General features: G+C 41.8%; 23 protein-coding genes and 1 pseudogene. 8 read left to right on the top strand and 16 right to left on the bottom strand.

Going from position 1 to position 25,011, the window contains the following annotated elements:
* The first annotated feature begins 153 nt into the window (after positions 1-153).
* Together AB5754_RS05535 and AB5754_RS05530 are read left to right on the top strand one after the other, a co-directional pair.
* On the top strand, positions 154-1,983 hold the full coding sequence (locus AB5754_RS05535) for an ABC transporter ATP-binding protein (protein ID WP_368250761.1): 1,830 nt from the start codon (positions 154-156) through the stop codon (positions 1,981-1,983).
* Positions 1,984-2,094: 111 nt separating this feature from the next.
* The gene (locus tag AB5754_RS05530; protein ID WP_368250759.1) at positions 2,095-2,385 is read left to right on the top strand and encodes a hypothetical protein; all 291 of its coding nucleotides are present in this window, start codon (positions 2,095-2,097) and stop codon (positions 2,383-2,385) included.
* A 112-nt stretch (positions 2,386-2,497) separates the two neighbouring features.
* Here AB5754_RS05530 and AB5754_RS05525 read toward each other — a convergent pair whose 3' ends face one another.
* From AB5754_RS05525 to AB5754_RS05500, 6 genes are read right to left on the bottom strand one after another with little or no spacing between them, the layout of a single operon-like run.
* Complete coding sequence (locus tag AB5754_RS05525; RefSeq protein ID WP_368250757.1) at positions 2,498-3,958, bottom strand: family 1 glycosylhydrolase; 1,461 nt, start codon at positions 3,956-3,958, stop codon at positions 2,498-2,500.
* 11 nt (positions 3,959-3,969) lie between these two features.
* Positions 3,970-5,055, bottom strand: coding sequence for a tyrosine-protein phosphatase (locus AB5754_RS05520; RefSeq protein ID WP_368250755.1), 1,086 nt, complete (start codon positions 5,053-5,055; stop codon positions 3,970-3,972).
* A gap of 12 nt (positions 5,056-5,067) precedes the next feature.
* Positions 5,068-6,423 (bottom strand): PTS sugar transporter subunit IIC, encoded by a 1,356-nt coding sequence (locus tag AB5754_RS05515; protein WP_368250753.1) that lies wholly within the window; start codon positions 6,421-6,423, stop codon positions 5,068-5,070.
* Positions 6,420-6,731, bottom strand: a complete 312-nt coding sequence (locus tag AB5754_RS05510) for a PTS sugar transporter subunit IIB (RefSeq protein WP_368250751.1) — start codon at positions 6,729-6,731, stop codon at positions 6,420-6,422. Before AB5754_RS05510 ends, AB5754_RS05515 begins: the two co-directional genes overlap by 4 nt.
* Complete coding sequence (locus tag AB5754_RS05505; protein ID WP_311834283.1) at positions 6,728-7,063, bottom strand: PTS lactose/cellobiose transporter subunit IIA; 336 nt, start codon at positions 7,061-7,063, stop codon at positions 6,728-6,730. Before AB5754_RS05505 ends, AB5754_RS05510 begins: the two co-directional genes overlap by 4 nt.
* 44 nt (positions 7,064-7,107) lie before the next feature.
* Positions 7,108-9,030: a transcription antiterminator gene (locus AB5754_RS05500; RefSeq protein WP_368250749.1), complete on the bottom strand. Its 1,923-nt coding sequence runs from the start codon at positions 9,028-9,030 to the stop codon at positions 7,108-7,110.
* Positions 9,031-9,392: 362 nt separating this feature from the next.
* Here AB5754_RS05500 and AB5754_RS05495 point away from each other — a divergent pair, with 362 nt between their 5' ends.
* Both AB5754_RS05495 and AB5754_RS05490 read left to right on the top strand, forming a co-directional pair.
* Positions 9,393-9,803 carry a hypothetical protein gene (locus tag AB5754_RS05495; RefSeq protein ID WP_368250747.1) on the top strand — a complete coding sequence of 137 codons (411 nt, stop codon included), beginning with the start codon at positions 9,393-9,395 and terminating at the stop codon, positions 9,801-9,803.
* Between the two features lie 12 nt (positions 9,804-9,815).
* Entirely contained in the window at positions 9,816-11,243 is a 1,428-nt protein-coding gene (locus AB5754_RS05490) for a flotillin family protein (protein WP_368250745.1), read from the top strand.
* A 78-nt stretch (positions 11,244-11,321) separates the two neighbouring features.
* On the opposite strand, the gene AB5754_RS05485 is transcribed toward AB5754_RS05490, so the two are convergent.
* Positions 11,322-11,993, bottom strand: coding sequence for an HAD family hydrolase (locus AB5754_RS05485; RefSeq protein WP_368250743.1), 672 nt, complete (start codon positions 11,991-11,993; stop codon positions 11,322-11,324).
* Between the two features lie 131 nt (positions 11,994-12,124).
* On the bottom strand, positions 12,125-13,594 hold the full coding sequence (locus AB5754_RS05480) for an aldehyde dehydrogenase family protein (protein ID WP_368250805.1): 1,470 nt from the start codon (positions 13,592-13,594) through the stop codon (positions 12,125-12,127).
* Positions 13,595-13,848: 254 nt separating this feature from the next.
* On the opposite strand from AB5754_RS05480, the gene rsxC reads away from it, so the two are divergent.
* From rsxC to AB5754_RS05465, 3 genes are read left to right on the top strand one after another with little or no spacing between them, the layout of a single operon-like run.
* Complete coding sequence (gene rsxC / locus AB5754_RS05475; protein ID WP_368250740.1) at positions 13,849-15,186, top strand: electron transport complex subunit RsxC; 1,338 nt, start codon at positions 13,849-13,851, stop codon at positions 15,184-15,186.
* Positions 15,173-16,183, top strand: coding sequence for an RnfABCDGE type electron transport complex subunit D (locus AB5754_RS05470; RefSeq protein ID WP_368250738.1), 1,011 nt, complete (start codon positions 15,173-15,175; stop codon positions 16,181-16,183). The genes rsxC and AB5754_RS05470 overlap by 14 nt, the downstream gene beginning before the upstream one ends.
* Positions 16,180-16,758, top strand: a complete 579-nt coding sequence (locus tag AB5754_RS05465) for a hypothetical protein (RefSeq protein ID WP_368250736.1) — start codon at positions 16,180-16,182, stop codon at positions 16,756-16,758. The genes AB5754_RS05470 and AB5754_RS05465 overlap by 4 nt, the downstream gene beginning before the upstream one ends.
* A gap of 382 nt (positions 16,759-17,140) precedes the next feature.
* On the opposite strand, the gene AB5754_RS05460 is transcribed toward AB5754_RS05465, so the two are convergent.
* From AB5754_RS05460 to AB5754_RS05430, 7 genes are all read right to left on the bottom strand, one after another.
* A complete protein-coding gene (locus tag AB5754_RS05460; protein WP_311834291.1) occupies positions 17,141-17,962 on the bottom strand; it encodes a MurR/RpiR family transcriptional regulator in 822 nt (273 codons plus the stop codon).
* Positions 17,963-17,989: 27 nt separating this feature from the next.
* On the bottom strand, positions 17,990-18,880 hold the full coding sequence (locus tag AB5754_RS05455) for an ROK family protein (protein ID WP_368250734.1): 891 nt from the start codon (positions 18,878-18,880) through the stop codon (positions 17,990-17,992).
* Positions 18,881-18,938: 58 nt separating this feature from the next.
* Positions 18,939-20,273, bottom strand: coding sequence for an extracellular solute-binding protein (locus AB5754_RS05450; protein WP_368250732.1), 1,335 nt, complete (start codon positions 20,271-20,273; stop codon positions 18,939-18,941).
* Between the two features lie 44 nt (positions 20,274-20,317).
* Positions 20,318-21,154, bottom strand: a complete 837-nt coding sequence (locus AB5754_RS05445) for a carbohydrate ABC transporter permease (protein ID WP_311834294.1) — start codon at positions 21,152-21,154, stop codon at positions 20,318-20,320.
* A gap of 12 nt (positions 21,155-21,166) precedes the next feature.
* Entirely contained in the window at positions 21,167-22,063 is an 897-nt protein-coding gene (locus tag AB5754_RS05440; RefSeq protein ID WP_311834429.1) for a sugar ABC transporter permease, read from the bottom strand.
* Between the two features lie 107 nt (positions 22,064-22,170).
* Entirely contained in the window at positions 22,171-22,878 is a 708-nt protein-coding gene (locus AB5754_RS05435) for an N-acetylmannosamine-6-phosphate 2-epimerase (RefSeq protein WP_368250729.1), read from the bottom strand.
* A 15-nt stretch (positions 22,879-22,893) separates the two neighbouring features.
* Positions 22,894-23,763, bottom strand: coding sequence for an N-acetylneuraminate lyase (locus AB5754_RS05430; protein WP_368250727.1), 870 nt, complete (start codon positions 23,761-23,763; stop codon positions 22,894-22,896).
* A gap of 266 nt (positions 23,764-24,029) precedes the next feature.
* Between AB5754_RS05430 and AB5754_RS05425 the strand changes: the two genes are divergently transcribed.
* The gene (locus AB5754_RS05425) at positions 24,030-24,494 is read left to right on the top strand and encodes a YhcH/YjgK/YiaL family protein (RefSeq protein ID WP_368250725.1); all 465 of its coding nucleotides are present in this window, start codon (positions 24,030-24,032) and stop codon (positions 24,492-24,494) included.
* A 64-nt stretch (positions 24,495-24,558) separates the two neighbouring features.
* On the opposite strand, the pseudogene AB5754_RS05420 reads toward AB5754_RS05425, so the two are convergent.
* Positions 24,559-25,011, bottom strand: a pseudogene (locus tag AB5754_RS05420) (diaminopimelate epimerase); the annotation flags it as partial.

Below are 25,011 nucleotides of genomic sequence, written 5' to 3'. Positions count from 1 at the left end.
TCTCAGTCTATAAGATTTTCTTAACCGGGTCAATTAGTTAGGTACCTTTTTATTTACAAAAAAGTTTTCTGAGTTTATAATAGATAGGTACCTAACAATAATCCGCAAATCTTTGAAAAAGAGTTTGCCTTATCCATTAAAGGGGGAATTTGAATGCATCCACGACGTTTTGAACCAGCACCGAAAAATGTGCCTCAGTTAAGTGTTGCTTTTGTTCGTCGCATCGCAAGTTATTTCCGTCCATATCCCTATCGTTTTTTTGCTGTGATTTTCTTGATTTTAGCCAGTGCTGCCCTAGGTCTTGTGCCACCTTTATTGATGCAAAAAATTGTCGATCAAGCTTTACCTCAACAAAATATGAAACTTCTAGGGGCTTTAGTGGGCTTGTCCATTGGCGCTACCGTGTTGTTAAATCTTTTAGGCGTAGCACAAGGCTATCTCAGCACTTGGATTTCCAAACAGATCACATTGCGCATGAAAAATCAAATCTACCAAAAACTAACCCACATGCCTCAAAGTTTCTTTGCCAATTTAAAAGAAGGAGAAGTCTTAACTCGCTTAACCAGTGACGTAGACGGTATCCAACAAGTCTTTCAAACTAGCGTGGTCAACGCTTTAACCAGCGTGTTTGTTTTAGGCACCAGTTTAGTAGCTCTTTTTAGCCTCAATCCGCTATTGGCCTTAGTTGGCTGTGCTACGATTCCATTGTTTATCTTGCCTACGAAAAAAGTCGGCAAACTTCGCTGGCAAATTACTTCCCAAAGCCAGCAACAATTAAGCTCGTTAAACTCCCAAGTCCAAGAAAGCTTAAGCACTGGGGGCAGTCTTTTGATGAAACTCTTTACCAATGAAACACGAGCTTACGATGAATTTGCCCAAATTAACAAAGACGTCACCCGTTTGCAAATCAAAGAAAGTTTAGCCGGTCGCTGGTTCCGCATGGCAATGAGCGTCTTTACCACCATTGGTCCCATGTTAGTCTATTTGGTGGGAGGCTTTTTATTGACACAAGGTCAGATGACCATTGGTGGAATTTTGACGTTTGCGACTTTACTGGGGCGTATGTACAATCCCGTGACTCAACTCTCCAATATCCAAGTGGACTTTATGCGTTCCTTTGCTTTATTTGATCGGATTTTTGAATACTTGGACTTAGTGCCAGAAACAACCAACGACAGTGATACTACAGATTCCAACACAGCTGCCATTTCTAAAGGAGCCATTCACTTTGAAGACGTCAGCTTTGCCTATGGGGAAAAAGCAACTTTACAAAATATCCACTTGGCGATTCCTGCTGGGCAAACCACAGCCATTGTCGGACCTTCTGGGGCAGGAAAATCCACATTAACCAACCTTTTGCCTCGCTTGTATGCTCCCACTGAAGGGATGATTACCATTGACGGTCAAGACATTAGTCAGTTGAATTTAGCGGATTTGCGAAAAGAAATCGGCATGGTCAGCCAAGAAGCTTTCTTGTTTAATGGCACCATTAAAGAAAACCTTTTGTATGCCAAAGTCGATGCCACTGAAGAAGAATTAGTAGCAGCCTGCAAAGCGGCCTACATTCACGACTTTATCGCTACCCTTCCTGAAGGCTACGACACCCCTGTGGGCAATCGAGGCGTCAAACTGTCCGGGGGAGAAAAACAACGTCTAGCCATTGCCCGGGTGATTTTAAAAGACCCGCGGATTTTGATTTTAGATGAAGCCACGGCGGCCCTCGATGCCCTTTCTGAACACTATGTCCAAAAAGCCATGGATGATTTAATGGAAGGCCGCACCGCCATTGTCATCGCCCACCGCTTGGCTACCATTGCCAAGGCAGACCAAATTGTGGTGATGGAACAAGGCCAAATCGTCGAACAAGGAACCCACAAAGAATTACTTGAAACAAAAGGCTTATACGACAAACTTTACCGCACCCAGTTTCGCTTAGCCGCTGAAGGTGCCACACTTGCTCAAATAGAAGAAACTGCCGCTTAGAGAGTTTTTAACGCTCTAAGCAAAATAAGCTACAAGTCTTTCCTACTGTTATTTCTTTACTTTTGCATTTGGCGATTGCTATAATCGAAAAAAATGAAAGGAAGTTATGAGATGCTACTTCTAGGATTGCTTGCTGGGCTAGGAACACTCTTCAATTATTTTGCGGTTACTGCAAATTATTATCCGCTACTTTTTGCCATTGTCTTACAAGTTATACTCTTTTTACTGGCTACCTTTGCTTTAGTCCGTTATCAAGGGCGACGTCTGCGACCAAGCTATGACCGAGCTGGATATAACATTTGGACATTTTCATTTGCTATCATCCTGTTGTCTTTTATCGGAAATTTGGCCGTATTAGCGGTTTTTCTCCTTAATCAGTTTGGTTACCTTTCAGGATTTTAAAAAAATGTAGTCGCGAGTTTCTACCGCTTAAAGTGGTCTGCTTACTAAAAATACCGTTTTTCCAAGCTTTTATCGCTTGAGAAAACGGTATTTTTTAGTAAGAAGTTCTTTATTAATACGGTAATGTCACTTTTTTTACTAGAGGATCCAAAATTTCTCCATTACTAGCAATCACTCGCTGATACCAGTAAAAAGAGTCTTTTTTCAAGCGTTTAAAGCTCCCTTTCCCCCAATCATCTAAATCCACATAGATAAAGCCATAGCGCTTACTCATTTCCCCCGTAGAAGCACTGATCAAATCAATAGGAGCCCAGCTCAAATAGCCCAAACACTCCACATAATCTTCCGTCACTGCTTTTTTTACTTGTTCAATGTGCTTAGCTAAGTAGCTCATGCGATACTCGTCATGAATCGATCCATCCGCTTCTAGACAGTCCACTGCCCCTAAACCATTTTCAGTAATTAAAATCGGTAACTGGTAACGACGATAGAGATAGTTCATCACATAACGGATGCCCATTGGATCAATTCCCCATCCCCACTTGGACTGCTCCAAATAAGGATTTTGCACACCACCAAATAAGGATTCTGTTTCTTTTCTTTCAAACTCTGATTTGCTAACGCTGGATAAGTAATAGTTTAAGCCAATAAAATCTAGCTTACCGTTAGCAAAGGCGGTTTCATCAGCAATTTCTCTTTTTAGTTGAATATTCCAAGTTTCGTATTCCTTTATTTTATACTTAGGAAAATTCCCAAAACACATCGCATCACTTTGATAATAATCACGATCATTTTCTAAAAAAGCTTTTAAAATATTTTCAGGACGACAATCGTAGGCATAGATTGGATTGAAACCAAAGACACAACCAATCCGATTTTTGGGATTCAACTCATGGCCTAGAGCAACAGCTTTCACACTGGCTAATGTCATATTATAACCAATTTGTGCCAACTCTTGGACAGGTAACGCCATATCACTGTACTTCACACCAGCAATCATATAGGTAAAAATGTCTGACTGCTCACTTTTAGGATCCAGATGATTCATTTCATTAAAAGTGACCCAATAGTGGACTTTTCCATTAAAAAATCTCATCACCGTTTCACAATAATGCAGATACAAATCAATCACTCGGCGATTGCCCCAAGCACCATAGTGGTCCACTAAATACTTAGGCATTTCAAAGTGATACAACGTCACAATAGGCTCAATCCCATTGGCTAACAAGGTATCAATCACTTTTTCATAAAAAGCTAATCCCTCTTGATTGGGTACTTCTTCATCTCCATTAGGAAAAATTCGGGCCCAATCGATGGAAAGACGCAAGGCCGTAAAACCCATTTCTTTAAAGAGTTGGATGTCTGTTTCATATTGATTATAAAAATCGATGCCTTCATGGGATGGATAGTTTAATTCAGGCTGAATTTCTGAGGTAATTTGTCGCTCGCAATCGCGACTGCCTTTGGTCACCAGGTCCATAATTCCCGGGCCTTTATTGCCTACTTGCCAGCTACCTTCACATTGATGGGCGGCAATACTGCCGCCCCATAAAAAATCACTTGCTAATTCCATAGCATTACTCCTTAACTGGTTTTAACTGTTTCCAAAGAGCTAGCCACCCCGCTATCCAAGTAATACTCTCGTAGTCGAGTCAGTTCTTCAGAAGTCATTTTCATAACTTTTTCCAAATATTGCTCTGGATTGTCTGCTAGTTTTCTCATCTCTTCAAAAGCCGCATCAATGTATAGTTTTTTGGTTTGCATCAGGCCGGATAAGTAAGTTAATACTTGAGGATTATCCGTGTATTGACGGTATTCCGCCATGCGTTTTTCATTCCGGGTGGCCATCATTTCTTTGGTCAACATATAGTCTTCGTAAATGGCGGACTCTTCTACTCCGAGACAAAGAAGAATCAAAATTGCCGCAAAACCAGCCCGATCCTTCCCTCCTTTACAATGTTCTAGTAAAGGTGTCTTTTCTCCTGACAATAGCAATTCCAAATACTCCCGGTAGCGCTGATTGGCAATTTTAGTCGCAACCAGTTCTCTCATTTGCTCCGCCATTTCTTCCAAACGACTGGCAAAATACTCTTCTCCTTCCGGGGTTTTGGCAATGGCAACTAATTTGTGGATTTTCTCTTGGTCATCCACTAAATTTCCTGTAGCCAAAGCGGCAATATCCGCATTAGGATTCAAATAATAGTGGGTAACCCCTGGAATCCTTTGATCTGGGGCTGCTTCGATTTCCGTATATGAACGAAAATCAACAATCGACTTCAATCCGATGACTTCTTCCAGATAGCGAACATCTTTTGCCGTTAAATTATTCAAGGCATCGGAGCGATATAAAAGCCCCCACTTTGTATAGCGGCCATCTTTTGTGGGATAGCCCCCCAAATCGCGGCAGTTAAAAGTCCCTTCTAGCGGCAATACCCGCTGAGCGATAAGCTTTTGTTTGTCGCCAAATTGGTAAAGATAGAAATAGCGCTGTTCAGCAAAGTCTTCAGGCGGTAAAAAGGATAAATTTTCTTTCATAAACGTTCCTAGATAGACTTTGTTGGTCAGTGACATATCTGGTGTTGTTCCTTGGTAAACAGTCACTTGCATACCAGAGGGAATCTCTTCATCTTGAATGGTAACATACCCATTTTTAAGCAATAAGTTTGCCATAATTTTTCTCCTTTATTCCACTTCTTTAGAAACTTGATTGGCTACAGGAGCTGCTTCTTGCAGTACTGGTTCCGAGGCAGCTTTTTTGATAGCCGGTGTTTCTTGTGGTGCTTCTTCGGCCAATTTTTGTTTATCTAATAGACGTAAAAACGGTACATATAGTGCAATTACTGAGAAAAATTGAACAATTTGGACCATCATACCCGCAAAGCCTCCAGCGATAAAGCCGCTGATAAATGGTGGCATGGACCAAGGCAAATCTACGGCGACTCGTGGCAAGAAGCCAATTACCGTCGCAAAGTAAGCAATGGAAATACACACTACAGGAGCTAGAGCCATCGGCAAGAAAATCAGCGGTTGGAAGACCATGGGAATTCCAAATTTCATCGGTTCACTAATGCCGAAGAAACTTGGAATAATGGAGACTTTCCCCACAGCTTTTAGTTGTTTACTGCGAACTAGGAAAATCAAGAGACAAGCCAGTGCCAAGTGACGAGGGCCTTTGTAAATATTCAAAAAGTAAGAGTTCAAAATAAAAGGTAGACTTTCGCCACTAGCCAAAGCTTGGGTGTTGGCAATAGCTAAAGGCATGTACAATGTTGCGGTAATTGCAGAGGTCACGTTACTACCGTGAATGCCGAACCACCAGAAGACTTCCCCTAAGAAGCAAATCACCAGCATAGTTGCCAAAGAACTGCTAGCTCCTTCTAGCGGTTGTTGCAAGACTGTATAGATAAAGGAATGGATATCCCCATAGCTAGTGAAAGAAAATGCCACGTTGATACCGATAAAAGAAATCGCTACCACAATAAAAGAAATCAAAGACTCGAAAGATGAAGAAATCACCGGGGGAACCGCCGCCGGCATTTTGATCTTAACGCCTTTTTGCAATAACAAAACATAAAGACGAGTCGCCACAATAGCGGAAATCATCCCCACAAACATTCCCCGGGAACCTAAATAGGTCAAAGTAAAAGCTTTCACACTTGAACCTTCCACATCAAAAAGGGTAATCGGAGTAACAATGAAGAATGCCAATAAAGAAATGGCAATGGCATTAATTTGACTTTGTTTAAAATTGCGGGCCAATTCCGACGATAAGGCAGCCACTAAGTAAATGGAAATCAAACCATTGGTCATGGTATCCCCTAATGATAAGAAGGGTGCAATGCCGTAATCACTTAAAAATTGGGTATAGCCCTCAATGGGAATACTGGCAATCAAAGTCAAAATCGAGCCCACAATGGTAATCGGCAATAAACGAGCCATCCCATTGGCAATGGTTTTTACATAAACATTATTGGAAAAGGCGGTCACGCCGCGATTTAATTTTGGTGCTATTTTGTGGGTAACAGTGGTAAAGTTCATGATACTCCCTCCATTTCGCTGATTTTTTCTAAGGCAAAGCGTAAAACGTTTTCTCCATTCATGGTGCCATAATCAAAGGAATCAATCACCGCCACCGGAATATTGGTGACTTCCTTAATATCACTTAAACGATGGGCGATTTGCGGCCCTAAAAGAATCACTTCTACATCCAAATGTTCTTCAATGTCTGAATCCGCCACAGCATTAATCTCCGCAGGAATACCTAGGCTTGTGGCTGCTCCTTGCATTTTGGCTACCAGCATACTAGTAGAAAAACCCCCAGCACACGCTAACAAAATCTTTTTCATACTCTCGTTCCTCCTTCTAATTTTTGCAATCGCGCTTCTAAAGCACGAGTATTCAAAATTACTTCACCGGCTACATCGCGAATGGCCATAGCCGTCATTAAATGATCCTGGGCATGAACCAACAATAAAGAGACTTCCTGTTTATTTCCCCGCACTTCTTCTTGAATCAAATGGGTCTGACTCTTATGGGCTTGATTGACCTCCTCTTTAGCGCTCTCTAGTAAGGTTTCTGCCTGATCTAAATTTCCCAGACGATTTTCCCTTAAAGCTAAGAGACTCTTGCTACGAGCATTGCCTGCATGTAAGATAATTTGCATAATCACTTCTTCCATTTTCATCCTCCGATCTTTTATAGCGCTTTCATTTAATTCTTTATTTACTCTTTTTGTTGGACTTGGGCTAGATAGTGACAAAACTCGCCATAACTGCGGCTCTTGCTTAAATTTTGAACTAATTCCGGCCGCTCCATCACTTTGATTAACAACTCACTGATTTCTCGATGTAAGAAAAACTGTTTGGCTTTCACGTTGATCATAAAGATGGATTTGACGATTTTTCCTTCATAAATCAAAGGATTTGGCAGCACAATAACCGCCATACTATTTTGCTGGGCATCCTGACGCATACTGTGAGGTCCAGCGACTCCATTGTCATATACTGTACTAAAGCGTTGTTCCCGATTTAGCAGAGATTCCGGAAAATCCTCATTAGCAAATCCCAAGTTCACCATTTTTCTAGCATACTTGGCTAAGATGGTTAAATAGTCTTGTTCTTGTTCTTCTACGAAAAATAATTCTTCACAAAATAAATGTTGTAAGGGAATCGTTTTTTGATAGCTGTGACTTAAGTGCATCCCCAAAATATTTTTTAACTTTTGTAACTCTCCCTCATTAGGATTTTCCGAAAGAGTAAAAACCGGAACATCTGTAGCCACTTTCACCGGAATAGTGCTTAAAACTAAATCCGACTTGGAAATAGTTTCTGGCAAACTACTAACTGCGCTCACTTGAATTTCTGCTTGAGGAAAATGGTTTTCTAAACGAGCTTTCATCAGCAGTGAGTTGCTGCGCATTCCTTCCGTAACAAGCAAAATCTGCCGAATCTCTCTGATTTTTTGCTGATACTCCCGTTCTTGATGAGCTGCAAAATGTAAAGCCAAGTAACCAATCTCATCTCGGGAAAGTTGAAATTTGCTTAATTCTTCATGGTAATCAATAAACTGCAAACTGATCAAAAATGAATTGGAATACTGCACTGAAATTGAAGTAATCAATGAATTCTTCAGCTCCAAACCAAAAGACGTCCGTAATATTAAAGGATAGATATGGAGTAACAAGCACTCCTTTAGCAACTGATCATTGCTATAATTTGTGCCATGTTCTTGATCAATTCGAGCTAAGGCCGTAGCAATCATTTTTTTCATAGCTACTTGCCGTACTTCCGGCACTTCTACGCTAGTCGCTTTGCTAAAAATCTGGGAAGCCAAGAGATGGACTTCTTGTGGATCAAAAGCTAACTCAAATAGTTCTCCTAAAAAAACTAGTAAGTCTTGGGCCATTAAATATTTTTTTGATCCAATTAATTCTTGCGCCACAGTAACTTCTGCGATTTCATTACCATGGGATACTCGAAAGACTAAAATCTGTAAATGAAGCATCATGGATTCGATTCCAGTACGATTCATTTCGATTCTGTGATAGGCTAACAACCTCTTAAATTCCTCTTCCACTTGTTTAAATTGCTTTGCCAAAGTTTGCACAAAGGCAAAATATTCCGTAGTATCCTCTTCTTTTTGATTAATCTTTAAGGCAACTTCTGAAAATAACTTCCGAATCGCCAGCTCTTTTCCTTTTAGATGTAAGCCAAAATGTGGCTTAGAAATTAAGCTAATATGATTATCTTGCAAAATTCTTTTGACCACTTTTAAGTCACTGATTACTGTGGAGCGACTGACATCCAAAATATCAGCAATTTGTTGGATAGAAATGTAGCCTTTGTTTTGCAATAAAAGATACAAAATCAATCGCTGACGGTAATCTTTGTCACTAGCAGAGTATGGATTGACTTGGTTGAGACTCTCTTGATAAGATAGAAAACTTTCACGATTATGAATAATTAAATGATAGCCTTGCTTGGTGATTGTTTTGATTTCAAATCCTTTCGTCTCTCCTTCATCTCGCAAACCTTTAATGACTTCACGAATTTTTCTCTCAGAAAACTTTAACCTTTCTTTTAATTCATCAATAGATAATGTCTGGTGTTCATTCAACAGGGCGACGACTTGGCCAAAGTCTGTCATTTAATATCCCTCCTCACTCTTTCCATATACTCATTTTCACATAATTTTTTCCAAAATAAAAGTATAAATATTGCAAAAATCTTATGCAAAAGGACATTTAATATGAAAACGTGATTAGGACGCTTTAATTATTCTTGTTATTGTTTTTTTCGCGATTTTCAAAATAAAAAAACAACAATCATTCTATTGATTTTAGAAAAATCGTTATCTTTACACTAAGAAAAAAATTTTTTTAACAGTTTTCTTCCTATATTAATCCCATTTTTCTTTGTCTTTTCTGTTGATGAAGCGGACCGATTTTCCTTGAAGCGCCGGGAAGAATGGCATATGATGGGGGTAGCTTAAGAAGGCGGTGAAAAGAGATGGAACTGTTTGATTGGGTACATACACAACTACAAGGCTGGCCTTTTGCTGGACAAGTTTTGCTTTGGCTTATTTTGGCGGTAGTCGCCTTGGTGGTGTTAAGTCTCTTGTTTTCTTTGCTCTTTGCGCCTTTCATGTGGCTGTACAATCGTCTCACCGATGGCAATCAAAACAATGTCATGCCTGAGGCTGACTATGTCACAGGAGAGTTGACCGCAAAAATCCATGGCAAGTCCACAGGCGAAGTGATGGAAACCAGTTCTAGCGGGGGTTCAGTCCATCCTGCCCGCCTCTTTGACGAAGACGAAATTGCTAAAGATACTCTTTATCCTGTTGGTACCAAGGTCCTGATTATCGCTTTTGATGAATCAGGAATTGCATTAGTTGTCCGTAACAAACAATTTATTTAAGGGAGTGAAAATATGTTTAACGTTATTTTAATCGCAATTCTGGTCATTTTTTTCCTGATTTTTCTCATGGTGCGCTACCGCATCGGCAAACCAGACGAGGCTTTAATCGTCACCGGCTCTTTATTAGGTAGTGAAGGCATCAAAATTTTGAAAAACAGCGGAACTTTTGTGATTCCGATTATCCAAAAAGCCCATACCTTAAGCCTTTTGACCCATAAATTGGAAATTGGCACGCCAGAAGTTTACACCGAACAAGGGGTACCCATTAAAGCTTCTGCTACCGTCTTGGTGAAGATTGGCAACTCCACAGAAGCCATTAAAACCGCGGCGGAACAATATTTAGGCAAGTCCACCGAAGAATTAGAAGACGAAGCCAAAGAAGTTTTGGAAGGTCATTTGCGGGCGATTCTCGGCACCATGACTGTAGAAGCCATTTATAAAAATCGGGATGACTTTGCCGAACAAGTCCAACAAGTGGCCTCTACCGACTTGAAAAAAATGGGCTTGGAAATCGTCTCTTTCACCATTAAAGATGTCTCTGATCCCAATGGTTATTTGGATGCCCTGGGACGGCCTCAAATCGCGGAAGTTAAGAAAAATGCGGAAGTGGCGGAAAGTAACGCCTTAAGAGAAACCCGGATTAAGCAAGCGGAAAATGAACAGTTGGCCCAACACGAAGAAATTCGCCGCAAAACCGAAATCGCGGAAGCCAACAAAGACATGGCCCTAAAACAAGCCCACTATCAACAAGAACAAGAAGTGGCTCAAGCCCAAGCGGAACAAGTGGCCGTAGCGGAAAAAATGAAAGTCAACTTAATCGAGCAAGATAAAAACATTGAAATTCAAGCCAAACAAGCTGAATTGACGGAAAAAGAACTCACCGCCACCCTTCGTAAAAAAGCTGAAGCCGATAAATATGTAGTAGAACAAAACGCTTTAGCGGACAAAGCCCGCCAAATCGCTCAAGCCGAAGCGGAAGCCGAAAAAGTCCGTCTCGCTACTCAAGCCGAAGCGGAACGGATCGAAAAACTGGGGAATGCCGACGCCGAAAAAATCACCAAAGTCGGTGTGGCAGAAGCCGAAAGTCGGGAAAAGATGGCTATTGCCTTGACCAAGCTAAACGAAGCCGGGATTTTGATGGAATTTATCAAAGTGCTCCCTGCTATTGCCAAAGAAGTCAATGCGCCATTGTCTAATATCGACAAAGTGGTCAGCTTCGGGGCTGGTGACGGCCTACCCGAAATGGGCCAAGCCGGACTAGCTCGTACTTTTGAAACCATTAAAGAAACCACCGGCTTAGATTTGGTCAATTTGATTAATGATTCTCTCTCCACTAGAAGTGGCAATCGGGAGTTGGTGGAAGCTGTAGTGAACCATCCTGAAGAAAAAGTTGCGGGAGAAGCCGGTGAACCGGTAGTTTTACCCGATACTGCCGAATAATTAATAACAATAAGACAACGAAAAGGAGCAAGCCCAACTATGCTAGGGTCTGCTCCTTTTTGGATTGCACAGTATCAATTAAAACAAGGTTTTGACTTCTTTTGCAAAATAATCCGGCACAATTACATCGGCAATTTTTAATGCCGCTAACGCTTTGCGATTATCGCCAGTTTCGATGGCGATGATTTTTTTGGCACCGGCATTTTCGGCTGCTAAGAGACCCGAGTGAGAATCCTCAAAAATCACCGCTTCTTTTGGGTCTACATTGATTTTAGCCGCCGCTTGTAAGTAATAATCCGGTGCGGGCTTGCTGTTCATATTGCCGTTGTCATAGACGATGGTCTCAAAATCAAACCAACGATCCAAGGCAAAAAATTCAAAATAGAAACTGACATTGCCAAAGCCTGCTGCGGTGGCGATATTTACAGGGATACCTTGTTCTTTCAAATGATCCAAAAATTCCGGTGCTCCTGGCATTAATTGCTGGGTGGCAGGAGTTTTGCGAACCATCTCCCGGTAAATGTCTTCCTTTTGCTCTCCTAACACTAAGGCTTCATCTTTAGTCAATGAACGCTCAAAGAGATATTCCAAAACTAAGCGATTGTTCTTGCCGTGGACGTTTTCTTGAAATTCTGCCGGCGTTAAGAGCTTGCCCGCTTTGGTTTTGGCAAATTCCAACCAGGCTGCCTCATTTTGCGGCGAATCTGGCAAAAGCGTACCATTAAAATCAAATAAAACTGCTTTACACATGGAGCCACTTCCTTTTTTGTCTTTATGGTAGCACAAAGACTAAAAAAGGAACATGAAAACAAAAACCAACTTGCCCAAGCATTTTGCAGGCAAGTTGGTTTTGACTCCTTTCCTATTTTCTCCAAGCAGACTTATTCCAACTTCAAATAAATATTTTTCGTCTGACTGTAGGCATCTAAAATCGTCTTGTAGGTTTCCCGTCCAATCCCGGATTTCTTATAGCCCCCAAACGGTGTGCCTGCGGGTAATTCTCCATAAGTATTGATCCACATCGTCCCCGTCTTCACCGCTTTGGCAACTCGAAAAGCTTTGTTAATATCTTTGGTGCACACCCCGCCAGCTAAACCGTAGTCAGAATCGTTGGCTAGGGCAATCGCTTCAGCTTCATCTTCAAATTTCTCCACCACTAACACTGGACCAAAAATTTCTTCTTGGGCTACTCGCATATCATTGGTAACATTGGTTAAAATCGTCGGCTTCACAAAGGCACCTTTTGCTAAGTCTCCTTCTTCATAGCGTGTCCCTCCACACGCTACTTGGGCGCCTTCTTCTTTGCCAATTTTGATGTAATCTAAAATTGTTTCGACTTGGCCTTCGTTAATCTGAGCGCCCATCTCCGTGTCTTCTTCCCAAGGCAAGCCAACTTTGACGGCTTCAAAGCTCGCCACTAACGCCTTCAAAAACTCATCGTAAATACCTGATTGTACCAAAAGGCGACTGCCTGCTGAACAAACTTGACCTTGATTGGTCAAAATACCGCTGCGAGCCAATTTTATTCCTTGGTCAAAATTGGCATCGTCAAAGATAATATGAGCAGATTTGCCTCCTAATTCCAAAGTGGCGGGAATCAAGTTTTTGGCTGCTCCTTTGGCTACTACATAGCCCACCTCCGTAGAACCAGTAAAGGCCAATTTGTTAAAGCCGGGATGAGTCAGCATGTAATCTCCAGACTCAGAACCTTTACCAGTGATTACATTTAAGACTCCTTTTGGCAATAAAGGACCGATGAGTTTCGTAGCTTCCAATAAGCTTAAGGGTGTGGCAGAAGAAGGATGAATCACAATGGTATTGCCTGCCGCTAAAGCAGGAGCAATCTTCCAAGCCGCCATTAACAAAGGAAAATTCCAAGGAACGATTTGGCCCACTACTCCAATTGGTTCTTTTAAAACCATGGTCAATGTCTTATCATCTAATTCTTTAATAGCCCCTTCTTCAGAGCGCACCAACGCTGCAAAATAACGAAAATGGTCAATCGCTAAGGGAATATCTCCTTCTAAATTTTCGCGAATTGGTTTGCCATTGTCATAAGTTTCGATTTGAGCTAGGCTCTGAAGATTTTCTTCCAAGACATCCGCTATGGCCAATAAAATGCCACTGCGTTCAATGGTGCTAATTTTACTCCAAGTATCAAAAGCCGCCCGAGCAGCATCCACCGCCTGATCCACGTCTTCATTGGTGGCATTGATAAAACTGGCTAAATCCTCTCCATTACTAGGATTAGTCGACATTAATGTAGCCCCTTTTGTCCCCTTCGTCCACTGACCGTCAATGTACAAGCCGTATTCTTTGTCCAAAAGTTCTGCTGGTTTTTTCACAAAAATCCCTCCTATTTTAATTTACGTCACTTTCAGTATAGTAGAATTACTCCTTTGCACCAAAGATTTTGCATACGCTTTCAAAACTAATCCTATTACCTCTTTGTTTTCAAAGGAAACGAACCCGTCTTTCCCACTTTAAAGTAATTTGTATAAAGTTTTTCTAAAGAAACTGCCCTCTTGGAGGTGAGTTATCGCTTTTGTGAATTTTCTCCTTATGTTACGATAAAAATAAAGCGTTTTCAAAAGGAGGGAGATTGATGAAATTACACACTTTTTCGGGAGGAATTGATTTTGATCCCAGTATGAGAAAATTGAAGCAACGATTCCATGTAAGAAAAAAAGACGTCGCTTATTTTGAGCCAACCCAAGTGGCCATCCCCTTAACTCAACACATCGGCACCCCAAATGAAGCTGTGGTAGCTGTAGGGGATCAGGTTGTAGCCGGTCAAGTTATCGCCAAAAGTTCCGCCTTTGTCTCAGGGCGCGTCCACGCTTCGATTAGCGGAAATGTCACTGGCATTAAAGAAGTTCCCGCTTTAGGTGGCGGTGTGCAAAAGGCCATCCTCATTGAAAGAAATTCGTCAGAAAAGACAGCAGAAAGACTGCTACCAGAAAACTTAGCTCCTCTTGAAGCAATTCAAGCAGCGGGGATTGTGGGCTTAGGGGGCGCCACATTTCCCACCCATGTAAAACTCAGTCCTCCTGATCATCAAAGCATTGAATACGTGATTTTAAACGGCACTGAATGTGAACCCTTCTTATCTTCTGATGATTATTTAATGCAAAAAGAAAGCCAAAAAATTCTTCAAGGTGGGGAAATTGCCCGAAACATTTTAGGGGCCAAATATTTGTTGGTCTCAGTGGAAGAAGACACTCCAGAAGCTTTTGCCGTTATGAATCAAACTGCTAAAGAACTGGGTTTACCCCATTGCAAAGTCCTTTCTGTCCCCATCACCTATCCTCAAGGTGGCGAAGGGCAATTAGTCCAAACTTTATTAGGTCGAGAAATTCCCTTTGGCGGTTTACCGGGAGATGTGGGGGTGGTGCTTTTAAACGTGGCCACAGCTTTTGGAATTGCCCAAGCAGTCAATGAGCGAAAAGCCTTGACCCGGCGTTTTATTACTGTAACAGGTACGGTCAACACGCCCCAAGTGGTCTCTTTTCCTTTTGGCACCATGGCTAAAGATTTACTAGCCTTTTGTGGCGGAACAAGTTCGCAAGCGGTCAAAATTCTCCAAGGTGGCCCCATGATGGGTCGAACCCTCCCTGATTTAGACACTCCTTTAACGAAAGGTGCCAATGGTTTATTGGTATTAAGCGACGGTGAAGTGTCCGAAACTTGCGAGCAGCCTTGTATTCGCTGCAATCGCTGTGTGGAGGTCTGTCCCGTAAACATCGAACCGCAAAATATTGACCTAGCTTATCGGGCAGAAGATTTATTCACTTGTGAGCAACTGGTGGCTACTCGTTGTATTAATTGTGGTTGTTGTACCTATGTTTGTCCTGCTCGGCGAAATTTAGCCAGCAACATCACCAAAGCCAGCAATAAAATCAAACAAATCAAAAAGGAGTTGGCCGACAATGACAAAAACTGACTTACAGCTCGCCGACTCGCCCCACTTAGTCGGTGATACCACCACTAGAGAGATTATGAAATGGGTGCTTATTGCCTTAACGCCGATGGTCTTACTAGCTGGATATTTATTTGGCTGGCGGGTTTACCTCTTATTTTTCATTGCCGCAGCTAGCGCCCAAATTTGTGAAGTGCTTTGGTTCAAATGGCGTAACCAAGCTTTGACTTGGGATTTAAGTGCTGTGGTAACGGCGGTTTTATTGACTATGAATTTGCCCCCCTCTGCTCCTTGGTATTTTCCAGTAATCGGCTCCTGTTTTGCCATTATTGTGGTGAAAGAATGCTTTGGCGGGATTGGGTATAATTTTTTAAATCCCGCCTTAGCTGGTCGGGCGCTGTTGGTAGCATTATTTTTTGAAGAAATGTTCAAAATCAGCTGGCCCAATCCCCCCTTTGCTAAAATTGCCCCTGATGTGGTAACGAAAGCTACTCCTTTAGCTCAAATGAAGGCCGGACAAGCTTTAAGCGGTGAAGAATTGTGGCAAGCTTTTCTCGGCAACACCGGGGGACGGATTGGGGAAACCAGCAGTTTGTTACTGATTCTTGCCTTTGTTTTATTAGTCTATAAAAAAATCATCCAACCTCAGATTCCTTTGATTATTGTGGGCACAGTGGCAATCGGCGCTTGGCTTTTTGCTGAAAGTGGCAGTTTAGCTAGTCTTAAGATGGTTTTAGGCCATGTATTCGGCGGCGGGTTATTATTAGGGGCGATTTTTATGGCAACGGATTATGCTTCTAGCCCAACTACTCGATTTGGTCAATCCTTATATGCGCTAGGAATCGGTCTTTTGGTGCTCCTCTTCCGCTTTTTAGGCGCGACTTACGAAGGCGTCAGTTATGCCATTCTCACCATGAACTGCGCTACCCCGTTGATTGACCGCTTAATACGCCAGCGAGTTTTAGGAGAAGAAAAGACCTTGGGCAATTTTAAAATCAAAGGTTGGGGGGAATCAAAATGAGTGTACCAATCCGTCTCGTTTGTTTTTGCATTATTTTACTTGTGGATTACCAAGCCCAGAAAACACCCAGTCAAATCGGCAAAAAAACCACTCCTTTTAGTAAAGGCGTGGCGACTAGTTTTTTAATTTCAGTAGCGGCTTTATGGGGCTTCGCTGTCTTTTGGCTCGTAAATTTCGGTATTGCAATTGGCGGAAATGCTGTAGTCTTAGCTCCTTTTTTACTAAGCTTGATTACGTTGTTTTTTAGTGGGGAGCTTTTCTACCTCACCAGAAAGCGTCTAGCAAAAGACATGCAGGGAGCTTTACTGGTCTTGCCAATAGTAGTAAATCTGGCTTTATCTTGGCAGTTGGATTTGGCAGACAGTAGCCTGCAAGGTCATAATTGGCTGATGTATGGGGTCGGCATACTTTTCTTCTTTGTTTGTTCCTTGTTATATTTTGGGATTAAAGAACGCTTGAAGCTTTCCCCCATACCAGACTTCTTACAAGGCTTACCGATTCAACTAACGGTGCTGTTTTTAATTTTCCTCAGTTTATCCTTTTTCCAAGGAGTCTTTTTCGGAGAGTTGTTTTAAAGTATAAAAGGATGTGCCATAAGTCATTTCCAAGTGATAAATAGTAAATATTCTAACATACTTCTCAAGGAAATATATGATGTCAATCGTTGTGTCATAGTCCGCAGAGAGAACATGACCATACGAGGTTACTACGCTCCTTTCAGTCGCCTAGTACAGTTGAACTAAGCAAAAATCGCTAAGTTCAACTAGCAATTACGCTGACTTAGCTTGAGAAACACAGATTAGTTAGCGTTTGAGATTTTTAGCTATGAAAAGAAGACTATCTTCCAATGATTTTTAATGGAAGATAGCCTTCTTTTGCTTGCGTCTCACGTTTGGTATTGTTCGGTTTGGAGGACGGTGATGGGACGATTGTCACCATCCTTTTGTATTCCTAAATTCACGTAGGTTTGGCATAGCGATTGCGTCTGGTCATCATATCGTCGGCTTTATCGTAATTTAAGGTGTAGTTCTCATCTTGGTTCATTAAAATAGTGGTGATGATATCCAGCAGATAGATGATGGCAAACTGGGTATTGACGAATTTCTTTTCATCGGCAAATTTACTACTAAAGACCACCAAGGAAATATCGCTGATTTCGGAAATATAACTATCCGCAAACGAAGTGATGGAAATAATCCCCGCCCCTCGCTCTTTACAAATATCCAATGTCTCCACGATTTCATCGGTGCCTCCAGAAGAAGAAATGGCAATCACCAAATCGTCTTCGGTTAAAGTGGCACTCCCAATGAGCATCAAGTGGGTATTGGTTAAACAACGGGCGGTGATGCCCATCTTCAAAAAGCGCAAGTTCAATTCTTCGGCGGTAAAGCCCGAACTGCCTAAGCCGTAGATGTAAATCCGCTTGGCTTCTTTAATTTTTTTAATGGCGTCATAAATCAGTTGTTTGTCCAAGCTTTTATTGGTCATGTCGATAATTTTATTGTAATAATAAAAGATTTGGTCAATATGATCGTCGTGTTCCACTTCGATTTTATTGGACAACGAATTGATTTTCATCTTCATATCCACATAGGATTCTGCCCCCATTTTCCGGCAAAAGCGGGTAATGGTGGAAGGAGAAGCCCCAGTGATTTGAGACAGATTGGTAATGGTCATGTTTTGCAAACTACGGTCGTTTTGAAGTACATAATTCGCAATTGCCTGTTCTTTGTCAGACAGCTTGTTGTATTGATGTTGAATCGTTTGCAGAATATCCATCTATGTACCTCCTGCTTATCCCTAAGACTAAGCTTGCTGTTTATTTTTTGAAAGGAAATGATACAAGGCTCCTACCATCCCCGCCCGATTGCCGAGTTTGGCAAAATACAAAGGACTTTGCCCAAAGAAAGGATCAATGACTTGTTCTTGAATTTTAGCTTCTAGTCGTGGTTTGATAAACGCCACTTGTTCCATAATGCCCCCACCGAGAATGATGGTTTCTGGGTTTAAGAGATACATCAATGAAGTGATCCCCTTGGCTAAATCCGTCAACCACTCATCTAACAAGGCTAGCATTTTTTTATCGCCAGCTTGAGCCCGTTCCATAATGAGCCGACCGTTTAAATCACTCTCAGAAAATGTCCCTTGGGCTTTTTTAACCAATGCACTGGTGGAAGCCAAGTCTTGGAAATAGTGACCGTCCACATTTAAATAGCCGATTTCACCGGCTGAATAATTCCGCCCCCGGACTAAATCGCCATTTTGATAGACCGCTCCGCCGATACCGGTGCCGATGGCCAGACAGACTAAATTATTTTTAGCTAAAAGTTGTCCCCGCCAGGCTTCTCCTAATAAAACTGCATTGACATCATTTTCCACTTCACAGGGAATATTAAAGCGCTCTTCTACGGCTTGTTTAAAGTCGGTGCCTTGAAAGTTAGGAATCGTATAACCAGCGTAAAGGACTTGGCCTTTAGAAGGATCCATCACTCCAGAGCTTGAAATCGCTACACCAATTATCTCATATTCTACTGATACTTGTTCGACTAAGTCAAGAACCGTACTTAAAATACGATTTTCATTAGGCGTATTCTGGCAAGGTACTGCCGGCTGGTCTTTGATTAACTGGGCATTTTCATCATAGACCCCACTTTTAATGCTGGTGCCTCCCACGTCGATACAAAAATAATAAGCCATTTGACTCGCTCCTTTCATCACAACCAGCCGACCCAAAAGGTATCGGCTGGTTGTTGGTCTACTCAATCGCTTTTGAACGACGGAGGCCTTTTTCAATTACTTTATTACTGGTTTTGACAAAATTATCCAATGCTTCTTGGCTAGTCTTTTCTCCTGTCATCACTGCTTGTAATTCAGGATACAACGCATTCCTCATTTCCGCATAGCCTGGGGTGTTGTTAGAGAAGTTCACCACGTATTGATTGTTGGCTAAATAGGCATCCCAAAATGGCAATGTGGCTTTGTGAGCGTCAGCTACCGTGGTGCGTACCGGCAAGAAGTTGGTACTGGCTTGAATCAATTCTTCATTTTCCGAATAGAATTTCACAAAGTCTTTGGCTAATTCTTTGCGCTTGTCCCCGTTAGTATTAAAGACACCAGAACCTAAGACGTAGGTAAAGGAAGTTGGAACTTCTTCTCCCGGCACATTGGCTAGGCGAGCATCAAAAGGGGCCACCGTACCAGCATCCATACTGCTTAACATGCCGTTAAAGAGCATGGCGTTGGAAAAACTTACAGCAACTTGCTGGTTTTGGAACATGGCGTTGACATCGTTACTGACCAAGGATTCTGGTCCGGCTGCCATCAGTTTTTCGTCTTTGAGTTTTTCTAAAAAGTCTAATGCTTTGACGCCGGATTTTTCATTGACGATCAAATCTCCTGCTTCATTGAAGAATTGATTGCCAAACATCCGCAAATACATCATATTCCAAGTGTCCCCTTGGTTGTTTTTACAGAAAAAGCCTAATGGGGCCACTTTGTCATTGGCGGCTTTTAACTTGGTCAAGATTTGATAAAAATCATCCACGCTCCAAGTGGCGATTTCGTGTTCTCCGGCGATGTATTCTTCCAGACCGGCTGCTTTAAACATATCCGCATTATAGGCTAATGTGCCGGGATTTTGAGCAAAAGGATAAAAATAAGTCTTGTCGCCGATGCTCACATTGTCCCAAATTTGCTCAGAGATATCGTCTTTACTGCTGCTGTCGATCACATCATCCAATGGATCCAATAACCCTTGGTGGGCATAAGCCGATAAGACGAAGGTAGAGTCAAAGAAGACATCTGGCAGTGTATTGGTTTGGGTTGCCACACTCATCTTGCTGTCCCGTTCATCCCCGGGAATCACTTGGACATTGATTTTCGCATCGGGATGTTCTTTTTCGTACATTTTAGCTGCGGTTTTCAAAAAGCTGTCGTAATCGGCGCCTTTTTCATCAGCGCTATAGGTTCCTTTCCACTGGGGTGTCAACCAGACATCAATTTCATTTTGTGCTTTGGCATCGGCCTTGCCACAGCCGGCAAGCCCCAATAGTGTCAGTCCTGCTAATAGGACTAAGGATAGTTTCTTCATTAGTCGTTGCCTCCTTGTTTCCTACTTGAATTGTGAATCTCTGGCTATTCTTTGACTGCACCAGCCGTCGCACCTTTAGTGAAATAGCGTTGGAATAAAATAAAGATAATCAACATTGGCAAGGCCGCCACAGCAGCTCCGGCAACCCGTAACCCGATATTCGGGTTGATGTCTTGTTGCAAACTCGCAACCCCAATGGTCAATGTTTTCATTTCTTTACTGCGAGCCATTAACAATTGCCACAAGTAATCATTCCAAGCAGTGACGAAGTTCAAGATGAACAAGGCCCCAATCCCTGGTTTTACAATGGGTAACATCAGTTTGTAAAAGATGGTCCATTCATTGGCTCCGTCTAGTTTTGCGGATTCTCGCAATGATTCAGGAATGTCTTTAAAGAAAGAGTACAACATAAAGGTCCCAAATCCGGTAGCCAAGTTCGGTACGATCATGGACTGGTAAGTATCGATCCAATCTAAGCCAATAATCACATCAAACAGTGGCACGATAAAGGTTTCTTTGGGCACCATAATCGAGGCAATCACCACTACAAAAAGCACCGTCCGACCTTTAAAATGCAATTTGGCAAAACCATAAGCGGCTAAAGCAGAGATAATCACGCTGAGTAAGCCGGTGAGAAACGAAACGATGAAACTGTTCCAAATCCATTGCAAAGCCGGTTGTCCTTGGAAGAGCTCTTTTAAATTGCCAGTAAACCATTTATTGGGCAAAATATCCGGTGGCATTTTGTAAATTTCAGGAGAGGTCTTAAACGTATTGGTCAACAGCCAAAAAAGGGGTAGTAAAAAACAAAGAGCGAGAATAAAAACGATTACATTTGTTACTAAATCGAATTTTTCCATGCGTTTTAATTTCGTAAGCACGTGAATAACCTCCTATTTATCTGACTTCAAGAATGATTTCAACTGGGGCAAGCTAAAGAGCATCGCAATCACAAACATCAAGACCCCAATGGCAGAAGCCGCACCGGTATTGTTGTAAATAAAGGCATTTTGATACAAGTAATACATCATAGTCACCGAAGCGTTGTTTGGTCCACCGCCCGTTAATAATTGAATTACGACGAAGATTTTCAAAACCGCAATAATGTTAATAATCGTCAAGTAAATCGTAGTTGGACGCATTAAAGGAATCAAAATATGGCGGATGCGTTGCCATCTGGTGGCACCGTCTAATTGGGCCGCTTCAAAGAGATCTTCCGGCAAACCAATCATCGCTGCGATGTACAAAATAATTGCTTGGCCCACATTTCCCACAAAGGTTACAAAGATGATCACCGGCATAACTGTGCGGGAATCACCTAATAAATTCACATCTTCAATGCCCACATTATTCAAGAGATAACTGATCAAACCATTGGATGGATTTAATAAGAAGTTCCAAATGATACTCATTACTACCATGGAAACAATTACCGGTAAATAATAGCTACCTCGAATAAAAGACACATATTTGGGATTTTTATCGTAGACCGTGGTGGCCACAAAAAGAGCAAAAACAATGGTGGCAATCACAATGGCAACTACAAAGAAAATCGTATTAAAAATTGATTTTACAAAGATCGGATCTTGAAACAGGTCAATGAAATTTTGTAAGCCGACGAAATATTTATCCATGCCGTACACTTCATAAAGGCTCATCTTAAAGCCTTTTATCACAGGATAAACAATGAAGACTAACATCAGTAAGACTTGTGGCGCAATAAACAAATAGCCGCTCCAGGGATTATCAATGCCCCGAAATTTTTTGCGGACTTTGGTTTTGTTTGCCACATCAAAAGATTCGGTTTTTTCCAATTATTTCTCCTCCTTGTAACATACTGACAACTGAGGAAAGCGCCTATTTTCGGCACTTTCCTTTTCTCCACAGTTGCCTTTGACTACTTGTCAACGCCAGCGACTGCCTCTACAAACTTTTTGGCAATCAATTGTGGTCTGGTAATTGCGCCCCCCACTACCACAGCATAAGCGCCTTTTTCTAAAACTCGTGCAGCTTTTTGGGGGGTGTTGATATTGCCTTCCACAATAATTGGCTTGTGGATGACTTTTAGCATTTCCTCTAATAATTGAAAATCATTGTCGGCAATATCTTGGCCGCTGGTTTCTTCCGTATAGCCGTGAAGGGTGGTGGCGATGATATCAAAATCAAGTTTTTCGCAATAGATGGCATCTTCTAATGTGGAGCAATCTGCCATCAACAATGTTTCTGGATACTCTTGTTTAATGGTGGCAACCACTTCAGCTAAGTCTTCCCCATTAGGCCGAGGACGTAAGGTGCCGTCTAAAGCGACTACTTCACAACCAATGCTACACAAGGCCCGGACTTCTTTTAACGTCGGTGTGATAAACACAGGACAATCCCCGTAGTTTTGTTTGATAATGCCGATTACCGCTGTATCATTGGCATCTTTAATGCACTGAATATCCACGATGGAATTGGCCCGAATTGCCGCAGCGCCTGCTTCTAAAGCGGCTTTAACCATGCGACTCATAATAAAAGGACTGTGCAATGGTTCATCGGCTAAGGCTTGGCAAGAAACAATCAAGTTCCCTTTGACTTCTGTTAAAAAATCATGCTCTTTTGACATGGCAACTTCCCCCTACTACATAAAATCCTTCACTAATTGTTTGGCTACTGCGACTTGTTCTGGTGAAGCAGCTTTCATTGGCAAGTGGCAATTGCCCATAGCCACACCTTTTTCTGTCAGCATTAATTTCAATGTGTTGTACAAGCCATTTGCTAACACTTTTTGAATCAAATCGTTGGTTTCCGATTGCAAAGCGCGGGCTTTGGCTAAATCCCCAGCTTCCATAGCATCTAAAATTCCCCGAGCTCGCTTGGCATTCACGTTGAATGTGGAACCAATCGCTCCATCAATGCCGACCGCTGCTGCTGGTAATAGCATTTCATCAAAGCCTGAGAACATCAATTTGTCAGGGAAGCGAGAGCGCAAACGTTCCATTAAGTAGAAGTCGCCGGCGGTATATTTCACTCCGGTAATTTTTGGATTGGCAAACAATTCGCCAAATTGTTCTTCGCTGAAATCAACCCCAGTTAACGCTGGAATCGAGTAGACGATCATTTCCGCATCCACGTCTTTCACGATTTCAAAGTAGTAGTTTTTGATTTCTTCAAAGTCAAATTTGTAATAGAAAGGTGTCACTGAAGAGATCACTTTGTAGCCCAATTCATTGACCACGTAATCGGCTAATTCTTTGGCTTCGTAAATATTCAATGAACCCACTTGGGCGATTAAGTCGATGCGGTCCCCCACGGTTTCTTTGACAATTTTGAAAATCCGTTTTTTAGTAGCCGTATCCAACATGAAGTTTTCCCCGGTACTGCCCCCAACGTATAAACCGTCGACTTTATTTACGGTAATGTTGTATTCCACAACTTGCTTTAAGCCTTCTTCTTGTAATGCTCCTTGTTCGTCAAATGGTACCAATAATGCAGAAATAAGTTTTGTCATGATAGCGCCTCCATTAATTTATGAACTCACTATACTACGATAATTATTTTCTTGCATTATATTTTGATGAAAATTATTTTACACAGGAGTGCTTTAACGAAAATCCTCGCGGGCTTTGAGGAATCCACCATCTAAAGAAAATAATTTTCTTGATTTAAACCATTGATAAAATCATTTTCTTGAGCTATAGTAAAAACGGTTTCAATATTGAAACAGCAGAAAATTATCATTAAAAAATTTTAATAAAAAAGGAGAAGAATTATTTTATGTTGATCACAAACCACAAAGATTTTAACAAATTGGCCCAAATTGCTCCTCAGATGCAAGTTGTAAGAGACTTTCTTATGTACTGGCAACAAAATCCGGTTGATTTTAAAGAAAAGCGCTTATCAGAGCAAGTACTAGTGCGTTTATTAAATTATGAGACTGCTAGTTTTGAAGAGCGAAGTTGGGAAGCCCACAAACGGGAAATCGATCTTCACGTCATATTAGAAGGAGAAGAACGGATTTATTTAGCCGGCGAGGAAGCTTTAGTTGCCGGAGAGTACCATCGTGAGGATGATTATTATCTATTAGAAGGAAATAGTGAGCGCTTTGAATTGTTAGCTGCTGATTCCAAAGATAAATCGAGCCATGATATGATGGTGCTTTGGTTGGATGAAGCTCATAAAACCGGAGTTAGCCATACATCTGGTGCGGTTAAGAAATTTGTGTTTAAGATTTTGCCGTAACCCAACATGATAAAAAAAGCCTCTTGCTAGTGATTATCCGCTAGCAAGAGGCTTTCATTTTATCTTACAAATCTAAATCTTCATCCACCAAAATTCCTTTGACCACAATATTTGTCGGGCCAATTAAATCCAGCTGCTTCCCATTGACCGCCACCACTAATTGTCCGCCTAAAACATCAATCACAACGGGCGTATCGCCAGCTGTCAGTCCTCTTTGTACAAGACTATACGCCACAGATCCCGAACCCGTGCCACAAGCCAATGTGAAATCTTCCACTCCCCGCTCATAGGTGCGCACCATGATTTGACTAGCTGAGTTAATTGAAGCGGATGAGTTATTTTCCACAGAATCGGTGCTCTTTTTCTCAACTGCCGGCAAGTCCTTTTGCGCTACTTTTGTAGTAGACACAAAGTTCACATTGGCGCCTTTTGGTAAAGCCGACCAATGGCGTAAGTATTTCGCCAAGGGAGCTAACTGGGCTAAGTCGGTTTCTTCCAATTGGGGATAGCCCACCAC

Origin of the sequence: Enterococcus sp. 2201sp1_2201st1_C11_2201SCRN_220225, from assembly GCF_040925905.1 — a bacterium.
Lineage (GTDB): Bacteria > Bacillota > Bacilli > Lactobacillales > Enterococcaceae > Enterococcus_C > Enterococcus_C asini_A.
The sequence above is the reverse complement of the archived record's forward strand: the minus strand, read 5'-3'. Positions and strand labels throughout refer to the sequence as shown.